Origin of the sequence: Acetobacterium sp., from assembly GCF_041752335.1 — a bacterium.
Taxonomy (GTDB): Bacteria; Bacillota; Clostridia; order Eubacteriales; family Eubacteriaceae; genus Acetobacterium.
Genome location: NZ_JBGSHG010000017.1, coordinates 1 through 13,632, shown reverse-complemented (window position 1 = coordinate 13,632; position 13,632 = coordinate 1). Strand labels below are relative to the sequence as shown.

The 13,632-nt window shown below is 43.1% G+C and carries 9 protein-coding genes; 1 reads left to right on the top strand and 8 read right to left on the bottom strand.

The window, feature by feature from the left end; all coding sequences use genetic code 11:
• Positions 1 to 1,411, top strand: a 1,411-nt coding sequence (locus ACEW8F_RS03045) for an IS1182 family transposase (RefSeq protein WP_373482003.1), incomplete at its 5' end; no start/stop codon positions are given.
• Positions 1,412 to 1,842: 431 nt separating this feature from the next.
• Here the strand turns inward: ACEW8F_RS03045 and ACEW8F_RS03040 are convergent.
• From ACEW8F_RS03040 to ACEW8F_RS03005, 8 genes are all read right to left on the bottom strand, one after another.
• Complete coding sequence (locus ACEW8F_RS03040) at positions 1,843 to 2,217, bottom strand: hypothetical protein (RefSeq protein WP_373482002.1); 375 nt, start codon at positions 2,215 to 2,217, stop codon at positions 1,843 to 1,845.
• A gap of 82 nt (positions 2,218 to 2,299) precedes the next feature.
• A complete protein-coding gene (locus ACEW8F_RS03035) occupies positions 2,300 to 5,260 on the bottom strand; it encodes an SIR2 family protein (RefSeq protein ID WP_373482001.1) in 2,961 nt (986 codons plus the stop codon).
• A gap of 315 nt (positions 5,261 to 5,575) precedes the next feature.
• The gene (locus tag ACEW8F_RS03030) at positions 5,576 to 5,788 is read right to left on the bottom strand and encodes a hypothetical protein (protein WP_373482000.1); all 213 of its coding nucleotides are present in this window, start codon (positions 5,786 to 5,788) and stop codon (positions 5,576 to 5,578) included.
• A 211-nt stretch (positions 5,789 to 5,999) separates the two neighbouring features.
• Positions 6,000 to 7,337, bottom strand: a complete 1,338-nt coding sequence (locus ACEW8F_RS03025) for a restriction endonuclease subunit S (RefSeq protein WP_373481999.1) — start codon at positions 7,335 to 7,337, stop codon at positions 6,000 to 6,002.
• Positions 7,338 to 7,340: 3 nt separating this feature from the next.
• The gene (locus ACEW8F_RS03020) at positions 7,341 to 8,753 is read right to left on the bottom strand and encodes an N-6 DNA methylase (RefSeq protein WP_373481998.1); all 1,413 of its coding nucleotides are present in this window, start codon (positions 8,751 to 8,753) and stop codon (positions 7,341 to 7,343) included.
• Complete coding sequence (gene hsdR / locus ACEW8F_RS03015) at positions 8,750 to 12,085, bottom strand: type I restriction-modification system endonuclease (RefSeq protein WP_373481997.1); 3,336 nt, start codon at positions 12,083 to 12,085, stop codon at positions 8,750 to 8,752. Before hsdR ends, ACEW8F_RS03020 begins: the two co-directional genes overlap by 4 nt.
• A gap of 127 nt (positions 12,086 to 12,212) precedes the next feature.
• The gene (locus tag ACEW8F_RS03010) at positions 12,213 to 12,425 is read right to left on the bottom strand and encodes a hypothetical protein (protein WP_373481996.1); all 213 of its coding nucleotides are present in this window, start codon (positions 12,423 to 12,425) and stop codon (positions 12,213 to 12,215) included.
• A gap of 110 nt (positions 12,426 to 12,535) precedes the next feature.
• On the bottom strand, positions 12,536 to 13,153 hold the full coding sequence (locus tag ACEW8F_RS03005; protein ID WP_373481995.1) for a hypothetical protein: 618 nt from the start codon (positions 13,151 to 13,153) through the stop codon (positions 12,536 to 12,538).
• Positions 13,154 to 13,632: the final 479 nt, after the last annotated feature.

Below are 13,632 nucleotides of genomic sequence, written 5' to 3'. Positions count from 1 at the left end.
ATATAGTCCAATTGGCCGTGGTTCGAAAGATCCGGTCATGCTGGTTAAAATTTTTCTTCTGGAATACTTGTATCGACTTTCCGATGTCGAAGTTGTAAAACGAATTCAAACAGATATTGTGTTCCGATGGTTTTTAAATCTGGGTATTAACGATACAGTTCCCGATGATACCACGCTCAGTTTCTTTCGCGTTCAGCGTCTGACAGAAGAGCATTTTGAAGCCTTTTTCACTGAAATTGTTAAAAAATGCATTGAAAAAGATCTCATCCGGACGAATCGTTTTATTATTGATTCCACCGATGTGGCTGCCAATATCAATTATCCTTCAATAAAAAAGCTGGCAAGAACTGCTTTCAGTAAAGTAATCCAGGCGGTGGTAGAATTCAATGAACCACTGGCAGCTGAAATATCAGCAGCGATTGAATCAGAACTGGATCTGACTTATGAAAAATCAGAAAAAGTCAGTTGGCAAAAACATCTCGAGATCACCCAGAAGTATGTGGATATGCTTTATATCAAAACTTATGATGAATTACAGACCAATCAGAAATACCTGGAAGCATTTGGTCTGTGTTATGACTTGCTGGATCAATATATCCATAATAAAAAAGATAAGATCGTGAGCATTGTCGATCCGGATGCACGAGTTGCGCATAAATCAAAAGGTACGGTTAAAAAAGGTTACAAAGATCATATCATCATCGACGAAGACAGCGAAATTATCCTGGCATCATCCCAAACGCCATTTAACGTCGGTGATGGGAAAAAGCTACAAGAACTGATTCAAAAGACAGAAACACAAGTTGGTTTAAAACCAAAAGAACTGTCAGCGGACAAGGCTTATGGCGAAACCGAAAATAGAGCCTTTCTTAAAGATAATACCATCATCAGCAATATCGCCTTTTACGAGGAATCCACTCGAGAAAATGACTACTTCAAAATGAAAGATTTTATTTTTTCTGATGATTTCAAAACAGTGACTTGTCCCAATGGCAAGAGTACTGAATATTTTAAAATCAAACATGAAAAAGCACACAATCGGGATATGAAAGATTTTCAATTTGACGCTAAAGATTGCAGTCAGTGTCCACTCATTGAGAAATGTATTTACCGCCTGAAAAATGGGAAATACCACCAGAAAAGCAGACATGTGACGGTTTATTTACGCCATGATGCGGTGTTAATAGACAAAGCCAGAGTTTCAACACCAGAATTCACCATTGCTTACAATAAGCGTTACAAAATAGAAAGACGTTTTGCTACAATGGTCCTAAATCACGGTTTACGACGGTGCCGATATATCAAACTGCGTGGTGCAAAAATTCATATTACCTTGGCCAATCTAGCCTGCAATATTGTAAGGATGGTTTCTTTATTATTCCCTCCACCAAAAAATTTGAAAACCGGATGAAATCTGCGGAGGGAAAAGTAGCTGCTGCGGCCAATTCCTTAGTCATTTTCAAACCTTTTATAAAAATTAAATTTTTAGGTTTCTATTAGCCTCATATCAACGAATATTCATTCATGATTTAAGAAATCGTGCTTTTTTATGGCTGTTTTTCGGAGGTTTCGCAGGCACCAGAGCACGTCACACCGCTGCATAAAATAAAAATATAACCGATTCGCCCTTCTGTATCAATAGGAGGGCGATTATTTTTGAGCGCTTCACACTTTTTACCAAGGATTTAATGAGAACAGTGAGAAGAATCGTCTCCGATAAGTTAAGTCAATAAGTTAAGTGTGCCTGGCACCGGAGCCTGGGCACCGGGCCCTAAAAAACTCTCTTTAAGAACCATAATCTCTTTCGTAGTTCGCATTTGATAGTCTCTTTCAAATAAATTCTTAGTCTAAAAATTGGAACCAAACATCACCACTTTTAGTTTCAAGTGGTTCTTCTTTTCCGACGTATAATTTCGGTGCTTTTTCCATTTGATCCATTACTGCAGTTATTCGATTCTCATTTTCATTTAATTGACATATGATCTTTCGCAATTCTTCCATTGTTGTTTCTTTTGAAAGTTTAATAACGGCATAATTATCCAGCCCATTATTAACTGTTATTGTCTGCGCTTGCTGTATTGTTGAATTATTGATATCGCTCGCCTGATTTCTTATTTTATTAGCTGTTGAAAGACTTTTCCAACCTATTACACCGACAATAATACCAATAGCACCAACAATAATACCTACAATTGTTATGTAATCAGAAATAGTCAATTAAATTACCTCCATTTTTCATTCAATCTTTATAAACAGTTTTCTTAAGTTAAGTGTGCCTAGGCACTGCGACTCTAATGGACTACACATAATATTCGATCAGCAAATTAACAAGGATGCCCTTCTCCTTTGATTGAATCTCCTGTTCTTTTAACGTAGTATATATTTGCGATTTAATTTTTTCTTTTACTAATGTATGGGTTGATAGATTTTTGTGCGTGTCTCTGCGGAAATCAAATAACCAAGTCATATCGAAGTTTTCAAAATCGAAGTTTTCTTCCTGCATAAAAAAATCAAATTTTTCAGACAGCCCTAAAAATTCTATAAAATCTTCTTTATTTAAAATATTTAAAAAACATAAATAACCAATATTTTCCAGAATTCCAAATGGTTTTGAATCAGTTATAACTATCACATTTGGATTAGTCGTTTTTTCCTTTTCTACCGCTATATCAATTTGTCTTTTCAATATTTCAATTTCGGATTTAGAAACTTTGCTTTTATGTTCAATCAAAAACAGGAATAAATCAAAATCGAAAGTTTTTTTCAAATCTTCCTCTACACGTTTAATGAATTTTGCCTTTATTTTCTTGTATAAGTAAGGATAATATGCGATTATTTTTTTGCTATCATATGTCGAATAATTGTTAAGTAAATCATTTACTACAATTGACAAATCTTTTGAAATCCAGGGTGTTTTTGGCGATAAATAATTTGCTAGATGCCAATAGTTTGAATCACTTCTTGAACTGTGCAGTTCAAAATGGGTGCCAGACCTTATACTATTTTTTTCTTGATTGATATAATCGATTAATTTATTTAAAATCGTTTTTCTAATATTATTGTTCGTCATCTCCTTCAGATAAACTTGAATATCAAGAAAAAGTATTTTATCGGATATCAATATCTCACGAAATTCGTGTTTCAACAGAATTTTAATAATATATTGAATAGTACTAATCGGAATATCCAAATACCTTAATAATGTTATGCAGGTTTTTAATTTATTCTGATAAGTTAATTGCTTAAAGCGTATTTTTTCTATTGAAAGAACATCATCATAATACTTAAACAAATTTTTGATTGCCATTTCAATATTTTTTATATTCAAAAATTTCAATTCTTTAAGTCTACATTTATTCATTAAATCGCTAATTTCCTGATGAGTGAAATATTCTATTAAACAATAAAAATCTATTTCGTCTAAAACTACTGTTTTACCTTTGAAATCAGAAAATGCTGACTGTCTAAATTTATTTTTATTCTGTATTGAATATTTATATACAATAAGTGACACAGACTCTTTAACAGTAGTTTTAAATTCGATAAACTCATCAAGATACAAACCGTTCCCAAGAAAAAAATGCAGATTTTCATTTAAGCGATGGATTACTTTATCAGCATTTGTAATGCCCATTTCGAAAGTATCCTTTTCAATCGCTTCCATCATTTTGTTATTCTCTAAAAATGATTGATAAGCATTCCTATACAGATAAGAAGCAGAGTACAAATCTGAAAATATTGAAAACCTATTTTTGAATTCCACCGGTAGATCATTAAAAATCTCATTATCCGGTAAATCGTCCAATCTTAATTTTTCGTTTTCATCAACAACAAATGTTCCAGAATACATGAAACTATTATTTGTGCTTTTTATTGCCTTGTATAAGTTTCTTTTGTTTTCCTGGGCTAGATAATATAATAAATAATCCTCTTCAAAAAAAGCAGAATTTGCCACGTCTTTGAACATTTCATACGCTATGTTATAATTCTTCAATTTTGCATGATAGAATGCTTTTTTATATAAAAGACTATTTTTATTCGACTTGGTATTAATAATTTTTTGCATACCTTTATAGTCAAATGAAATGCATTTCGAATCACCAAATTCGATGGTTCCTAAGTTTAGCGCCTCTACCTTATCACCAAGTAAAACATGGTCAACTCGTGCTTTTCTTAGCACATCACAAATAATATTAAACTCAAATTCGTATTCATCAGGTATTTTTACACTATTATTTTGATTGCAAAATTCAAAAAATAGTTCAAATATATTCGGTTTGTTCTGATTTAAATAAATACGACCTACTTCATCTATTCTTGCAAATGGATCGAGCTTTTTTGAAATGTCACTCATTTTAAGTGCAACCATTTTATTTAATGGTTCTAATTTTTTAAATAATATTTCGAAAAGTTCGTTTTTATCCATGGTTTCACAATCAATAGCTTCCCATGAAATAACCCTTTTTAAAATAGATGAATATCGTTCTTCATAGCTTACTGCTTTTACATCTACATGTGTTTCATAAAATTCTCTATAATCAATGATCGACAAACCACGTGATTCATGATAAACTAATTCTAACTCATTTAATTCATTATTGTCAGTATAAAGAAAAAATGGCGGTCTAAAGTCATCTTCAAGTAATGTTTTAGCCCAGTTTAAAATTAATTTTATATTGTAATCATTGAGTCCATAACCGATAAATACTACTGTATTTGTCGAGAATATTGATTTCAATAATGTTTCAATCAGTTTAAAATTCTCAGAATAACTAAGATAATCTTCTTCTTTCAATACAATATTTTTGTGTCTTAAATCACCATGCACTTTTAAAATAAATTTATCACCATTGATTTTAGGCACTTCTTTATCAGTTGCAACGGTTTTATAAAAAGCACAGTTCTGAATTGCTGATTCTTCTATAAGGCAATCAAAATTGGTTGTAATAAAACTACTCGGCTTAAGCATGTGCATCAAATCATGAATTCTATTTGGTTTCGCATTTGTCAAATCAATATTGTTTTCGATGAATTTAAAATACTTTTTTTCATCTTTTTTTATTTGATAGTAATACATCTGTGGAATAGTAAGATAATCACCGGTATCGAACTTGTTAATACCTAATTCTCCACTAATCGATTTAATGAGCTCATTCCAATTTGGAATGCCAGAGATTTTGGAAATACCAGCACCAACAAAAAAAGTGAGTGCTTCTTTTTTTGACGCTTCATAAATTAATTTAATTTTGTTACTTACCAATCACTACACCTCAATTCTAGACTAAATTATATTTCATCAAACTATTTAACTTTCAAGCAATTTTTAAGCAATTCCACCGCACTTTCTTCCCCCGCCTCATTGGTCCCCAGTTCCCCCCGGAAGGCTTGGCCGAGGATGGTTTTTTTGATGGTGTCAATCTGATCGATCTGATCACAGAGATCTTTAGCGTCTTGTTCTTTTTCGAAGAGGTCGTCGAGGATGCATACGATTTCCTACTAATGTGTAAAAAGTAAGTATAGAATTATTTTTTTATTTTTGCCAATTGAATTGCTTTGTTTGAATTTGTTAGACAGTTTACTTTATCATTTTAAAAAAACTAAAAGCATCCAGAATAGCTTCCCTTTTTTCATGGGGGCAGGGATTAGTTTTTTCTGTTAAGCTGATGCGATTGGGGGCAACTCGGTCCGACAGACCACATATCTTTTTCATATCGGCAATCCAACAAGTTTTCACCGTAAAACCGTATTTTTCTCTGACAAAAGCTTGAATTTCCTTATAAGTCGCCATGGCTCTGTTCTCCTAATATTATTTAAAATTTTTCAGTGTTTGAATTCGATCGAATGTTATTACGAAAATCAGTCGAAAAAAATTGAGTAAAGACTTTTTAACAACTATATAAGCCTAACAACACCTTTTTTTCAATTTTCTGTATAACATCTCGTACACGTGAACATCTCAGGTATACTCTAATTTTTACGTCAGTTACTAGGAAATCTACTCAGTCTTGCAAGGCCTGCTTAAGCAACGCCACCGCACTCTCTTCCCCGGCCTCATTCGTCCCCAGTTCTCCCCGGAAGGCTTGACCGAGGATGGTTTTTTTGATGGTGTCGATCTGGTCGCTCTGGTCGCAGAGATCTTTGGCAGTCTGTTCTTTGGCAAAGAGGTCGTAGAGGATGCGGACGATTTCAGTTTGTTCGGAAAGACTTGGTAATTTTATGGTTAAATTTTTTAAATCACCTAACGTCAACCCAATTTTTGTAGCTCCCCGTTGCAACGATTGTAGTTGCCGAAGGCCTAAATCAGAAACCAAAAACCATGCAATGAATTCGGCATTAACAGTTCTGATCGGCCTCGCTAATGCAACATGCTGATTTATATAAGCATCCATGTTTTCATTCCGTACTAAACCTACCATACCCACATCAGCTGTAATTGAGATAAGAATGTCATTTTTTTCGACTTTACTTCGTTTACCTTCCACCGTTTCGGGAAGATTAACATACTGAATATCCCCAAGATCCAATTCAATCGTACCATGGTCAAGATTTCCCATCCGAATAAAAATAGAACCCGAAGTATCATAATACTGAGCCCAACCACGTGAACCACTGGTTACATATTCAAATATACTGCTGCTCTTTTTCTCCTCCCAACTCTCCAACCCCACCCCATGCTCTTCCCGCCACTTTTTCGTGAGGGTACCGGTGAAGGCCTGGTGGAGGACGGCGGCTTTGCGGGTTTCGAAGCTGTCCAGTGCCTCCTGGATCAGGGCTTTGGCCTGATCCAGCTGATCAAACAGGCTTTCGATGCGGTCGACAATGCGCTGTTGTTCGGCCAGGGGTGGGAGGGGGATAGGTATCAGATTTAAGCTACTTTGTGTTAATTTTAATCTAGTTGTGCCATTGACATAGTCTTTGAAATTGAATATATTCAAATAATGCATTAAATACTTATTTCCAATCACACCATAGAAAGATTTTAAAATATGTGCGTGATTGTTTACCCATGCTTTTCCTTCAATTATGTACGCTTTTTCTTTTAAATAATCTAGAAAAGGTGCCCCATCTTCACCGACTAAAACTAGGTTTTCATTGCTTAGAAAATCATCAATCCATCCAACTTGTCCTGTTGCTCCATAATAAGGAACATCTCCATATCGATCTGCCCGTTCAGTAGCGTTAACAGGTTTTCTAAATTTATCTAAGCATTCAGCATGGCCTTTCGTCAAGTATGTCCACACCCAATTCTCCGGCACCTCATAAGGCTGCTCATCCTCCCTCACTAACGCTGCCGCCAGCTTTTCCTCAACCGTCAACTCCTGTTTCTTCTTGGCCATATCCTAAGCCTCCAACGAGCGCAGCTCTTTTAAAACACTCTGGATCAGATCGACGGCTTCTTCCAGTTTAGCCACCACTGCTTCGCCGCTTTCAATCGGGTCTTGCATATCCTCGTAGTCGATAATGCTGTCATCCCGGATCAGGCCAAGGTCGAGGCTGTCGTTTTTTTCCTTTATCTGGTCGCGGCTAAAACAGCAGAAACGCTCGTCGCTAACGGCACTGCGGTCGGCAGCGGTATAGGCGGCAATAAAGTCGTCAAAGTGGGCTTCGGTCAGGGGGCTGGTCTTGCCGAAGTTTTTCATGTTGGTGCGCAGGTCATAAAACCAGACTTCTTTGGTATTGTCTTTTTCGCTCTGGCCCCGGGTAAAGAAGAGCACATTGGTTTTAACCCCCTGGGCGTAGAAAATCCCGGTGGGCAGCCGTAATATCGTATGGAGGTTACACTTGTGCATCAGGTCGGCCCGGATCGAGGCGCCGTCGCCGTCGGCAAAGAGGACATTATCCGGCAGCACCACGGCGGCCCGGGCTTTGCCGTCAGCTTTCAGGCTGCGGTAGATGTGCTGCAGAAAATTAAGCTGCTTATTGGAGGACGGAAAGGTGAGATCGTCCCGGGTGGAGCGCTCGCCGCCTTTCTTGGTGCCAAAGGGCGGATTGGTCAGCACCACATCAAAATTCTTCATCGCCTTGCCGGCATTGGACAGGGTATCGGCCAGCAGAATCTCGCCGTCAATGTCGTGGAGCATGGCGTTCATCAGGGCCAGGCGGTGGGTATCGTGAACCAGTTCGCTGCCGCTGAAGGCTTCGTTTTTCTGAAAGGCCTGGGCGGCGGTGGAGAGATCAAAATAATCGTCGGTGGCGTCTTTAATAAAGCGGTCGCCGGCGATCATAAAGCCAAAAGTGCCGCAGGCGGGATCGTTGCAGCGTTCTCCGGGCTGGGGGGCAATCAGCCGGGTCATCACATTGATCAGCACCCGAGGGGTGAAATACTGGCCGGCGCCGGATTTCTTTTCGTTGGCGTTTTTCTCCAGCAGCCCTTCATAAAGGTTGCCCAGGCCTTCTTCCTTGGCGGAGTACCAGTCCAGGGCGTCAATATTTAAAATAATCTTTTCGAGATTCTTGGGTTCGTCAATGTTAGACCGGGCCCCGGCGTAAATCTGCAGAATCCGGCCGCTGGTTTCTTCGCCCAGGTGGGTCAGCAGCTCATTGTAAAAGCGTTTCAGCTCAATGCCCTGTTTTTTGACCAGGGCCTCCCAGCGGTAGGTCGCCGGGATGGCGCCGTCGGTACCGGTTTCTTTGGCCATTTTTAAAAATAAGATATAGGTCAGCTCGGTCACGTACTGGTGATAGGTAATGCCGTCGTCTCTGAGCACGTTACAGAGATTCCAGAGTTTGGATACAATTTCCTGATTATTCATGATGCTGCGTTTCCTCCATCGTCATATAAATAGTGATTCAGTTCGGTAATAATTTGACCCAACTGGTTTTTAAAAACCTTGTTGATCTTGTCAAAGCCGCCGTGATCTTTAAAGGCCCCGGTGTTAAAGGTGGCCGGTTCCAGAATGGTTTCGGCCAGCAGGTTCTTTTCAATCCGGGCCAGCCAGTTGGCTTCCATTTTGCTGAAATGATGCTGTTTTTTGAGGCGAGCGACGGCGTTTTTAATCCGGTCTTCGTGACTGATTAACGCCGAGCCCAGGGCCTGCTGGCGGATCAGGCTGATGATGTCAGCGGCAATGTCCTCCTTGGTGACGGCCTTTAAGGCGCTGTTTAACTGGGCTTCGGTAAACTGATGGCGATCGAGCTCCAGTTTCAGGCTTTTTAAGCTCTCCCGGGTCATTTCTCCGGGGCTGGTGCAGACGATTTTTAAGGCCATGATCTTGTTTTTATTGTCGTTGATAAAGGCTTTAAAGGCGTCCAGATAATCCTCCGGCCGGCTCCCGGCGCCGTAGCCCCGGGTGTGGCCGATCAGTTCATCGGCGGCATCGGAAATCACCACCGGCCGGCCCCCCGATTTGCTGTTATGTCGGAGGATGGCAAAAACCTCCGCCGCCCCCTGCAGCCTGGCTTTGGCCGCGGCCACCGGGAGGTTTCTGATGGTTTCAATAAACTGTTCCGGGGAATCCCCGCCGCTAAGGTGGGCAAACTGGGCCCGGGCGGTTTCATCCAGGCGACCTTTGCCCCGCTGGAGCTTGGCCAGAATCATCTCAATCTGGTTTTTCAGCTGGGCCTCGGTGGGCAGGACCGCCAGCCCTGCCAGCAGATCATCAAAACTGGTGCTGGGGTTTTTTACCACCGGTTTCATGGTGTTGTAGGGTTCCAGGGCTTCATAGACCCCCACCGGGTCATAAATATCAAAGTGAGTTTTGCCAATGGCGGGACAAAGCCGGGTAGCCCGGCCCAGCATCTGTTCAAAGAGAATCCGGGATTTGACCCGGCGCATAAAGATCAGGGTGGTAATTTCCGGCACGTCAATCCCGGTGGTCAGCAGATCCACAGTCACGGCAATGTTGGGGTATTTTTCGTTTTTGAAATGCTTGATCGCTTCCATCACTTTTTTCTTGTTGCCGCCGCCGACGCTGCCGGTGATTTTTAGGATGGCGTCATTATCCACCCCCATGGGTTCGTAGAGCTCTTTTAAGATTTTAACAATCAGATCGGCGTGGTTGTCATCCACGGCAAAGACCAGGGTTTTGCCCTCGCCATCGGGATCAAGATCATTGGCGATTTCGGCCAGGACGGTGCGGTTGAAGCTTTCGGTGATGACCTGGCGGTTGAACTGCTCGACCTCAAACTTCAGCTCATCTTCCAGCTGGTCGCTGTTGACGATATCCCCGGTGACCGGATCATAGATTACCAGGCTATCCCCGGGGCGATAAACAATCCCCTCGGTGGACAGTTTCGTGGTCAGGGTGTGGGGGGCATCGTGATCGACCAGATAGCCTTCGATGACGGCTTCCCGGTAGCTGTAGGAAAACACCGGGGGGCCGAAAATGGCGCTGGTGTGGAGGGCCGGGGTGGCGGTCATGGCCACCTTGACGGCATCGAAATAGTCGATGACAGCCCGGTATTTGCTGACGAAATCGTCCTGACTGCGATAGAGGATTTCATCCTCTCCCAGCTCCTTATCAAGGATGTAACCGCGGTGGGCCTCATCCACCACAATCAGATCGTAGTCCGACACCGCCGGAATGGTGTCCTCTTCGTTGTAGAGAATCCGCTTGACCAGGCTTTGGACCGTGGCCACGTGAATCCGGGTTTCCATATCGATGGTCCGTTCTTCGAGATTTTTAATGTTGTAAATGGCGTCCAGGGTCAGCAGGTCTTCCAGTTTAACTTCCCGAAAGACATCCTGGGCCTGTTCCCCCAGGGCGGAACGATCCACCAGAAAGAGAATCCGCTTGAAGCGGCCGGATTTGAGAAAGCGGTAGATTAATCCGAGGATGGTCCGGGTTTTGCCGGTGCCGGTGGCCATCGACAGCAGCACCCGGTCTTGCCCCGCCCGGACGGCGGTTTCGGCGGCGGCAATGGCCTCAATCTGATAGGGGCGCAGATTGAGACCGTTTTGATCGGCCAGAAAATCCCGGGGCATAGCGGCCAGGGTATCATTAGCGGCGTCAATGTCCCGGGCCAGCAGCTCCATCATCCCCTGGGGACTCATCCAGCCCTGCAGGGCCTTGGGGATGTTGGCATCATTTCTAACATCCCGAAACCAGATGCCGGATTTGGTTTCCAGCTGTTTTAGGTATTTGCGGCCGTTGGTGGCAAAGAGAAAGGGAGCCTTATAGCCGTGCCAGTTGCCGATGAGGTAGGGGGCGTCGGCTTCCCGAAGGGTTTGGGCGTAGGACTTGCACTGGTAGTCAATCACGGCGGGGATATCAATGGCAGAGCGCTTGGCCTCAATGATTCCGACCAGCTTTTCGCCGACAAACAGGGCGTAGTCGGCATAGCCGCTGTGGCTGACGGTGGAGTCGGTGGGCCATTCGGCAATGGCCTGGTTTTTGCCCTTTTGCGGGCGGGCGCCACTGGCGTAGGTGAGGTTGACGGTGTCGGCTTCCCAGCCGACTTTTTGCAGCTGGATATCAATTAAATAGCGGGTTTCGGCTTCGCTTAAGGTTAGCTGACTGGCAGCACTTTGGGCCTGTTTAACACGCTGCACCCGGGTCGCCGGGGTCAGTTGATCGACTGTTGCGGCCTGCTGTTTAAGGGCTTCAATCTGGGCCTCTTTTTCGGCCAGAGTTTTTTTCAGGGCCTGGGCTTCGGCTTTTTGCTGATCCTGCCAGGCCTTCAGGGCAGCTTTGGTCTTTGCCGGATAAAGCCGTTCTTTACCGGCTCCCACCGGCGTCGGCAGCACAAAGGGTTCCGGCTGGTAGGACCAGTCGCCATAAACCTGCATAAACCAGACACCCAGCTTCCAGCCCATTTCCAACAACATGGCCGCCTCAGCAAAGCTGCCATAACCTTCATGGACGGCCCGATTACGGGCTTTGCGCAGGCCATAAAGCAGATCGTCCAGTTCCGGGGTCAGCAGGCCCTCGCGTTTTAAGGCTTTAATCCGGTTGGCATGGGTGTTATCGGTCTCCGGTGGCGCCACCCCATCAAAGTCCATCATCCGGTTGACGACTGTTTCGCCAAAAATCCCCAGCTTGATGATGCAGGTGTTGCTGTCGGTGTGGAGGTAGTCTTCGGCCAGGCTGCCGATGGTGGCCAGTTCCGGAAAATGATCAGTTAAAAAAGCATAGTTGGACTTCATAAAACATCCCCTTCTTTGTTGAATCAGCTCGATTCCAATTTCTCACTGTTTAATATTATACGCCTCCGCCCCCTAAAAGGCTAGAAGAAATCACCGTTTTTCGCCACGTTCCTTCCCCCTATTCACTTTATTTAGCATCTGTCAAATTTTTAAGCGCCGCCGCCGATTTCAGCTCGCAAAAACGAACCCCCTGATAAAAAAAGGCCAGCTCCAGCGGATAGTCCCGGCAGTCCCGGGGGGTCACCCGCAGGGGCTGGCCAACGGCTGTTCTGCCATTTCCAGATCGGGCAGCGGGATGATTTTGGCGAATAGACCAGGGCTGCCCACCGAGCCCTGCCATCACCGCATCATCCCACCCCTGCCCTCACTAAAAAAAGTGCCACAAATAACAGCTGTGGCACTTTTTTGATAAACGGCAATTATTTTCTAGTTTATCCCAGTCCGATCCCGCTAAAAATTAAAAATAAAGGTACTGAGATCGCTTCCTCCGGGACCGGCAAAGGTGACACTGAGCATTGAAGCCAACCCCGGTTTAATCCAATAGCGCTCGGTTGTAATTGAGCCGGCGATTCCTTCAGCCTCACTCACCACGATCCCGTCCTGTCCCAGGATACTTTTAACCTCGTCATAGGTCATCCCTTCGATAATCTTTTCGGCCTGCTCTTCAGTTATCCGTTGATCATCCGGCGTTTCGGTAATATATTTTTCGGTCCCGATCAACTTTTTAGATAAAGCAACCTTGGGACTGCCATCGCCGAGACTCCGTTCCGTAAAAATGACGGTCACCCCATTACCATTTTCATCCACATAATCAAACGCCCCTTCCACCGGGGATGTCGGGGTGACACCCAATGCCGCATCGACTTCCGCTTTGGTCTGGCCGATTTGCACCTTGTTGAAAAAATCACTGACATTTTCAGAAGAACTGATATTTTCGTCGGCCTTATCAGCTGATTGATCAGTACTGTCTTTTTCCCCCGGCGGCTGACCGCAACCGCTTAGTAAAAGCAAGGAGCAAAGTAATATAAACCCGATCAAACCCCAGCTTTTAGCGCTAACCTTCATCATCGTGCACCTCCTGTAAAATTAGTTTATGGTAATTTTTTGATACCCCGATCCCGTCCGATTAATCATTACCACCCCCACCAATTCAGGCTGATTTTTCACCCAACGCTACTTACCTGTGCTATAATCAGATTGGAATCTGAAACCGTAAAATGGTTCTATTGCGATGATTATCCGGGAGGTTCACTTAAACCATCCCCGGCCTGTCAAGATTGACCCGTCTGTGGCCACTTAGAAGATGCCCGGGGCGCTCAACATTGTAATCAATGTGGCCCAAAATTGTAATTCATCCAAAAATGCAGATAAGCTCTGCTATAATGAAAAAAGCTGGGCTCACCAGTCATTTTAATCGACTCGTCAAAATTTATTTATGCGGCTCAGAGGATGGCTTCCCCTTCCTCCGATCCGATGAAAGGTGGTAATATGTTAGCTAAACTGGAAACGCTTCTGGGCGAAAATTCCCTCTGTGTTTTATGTACCGA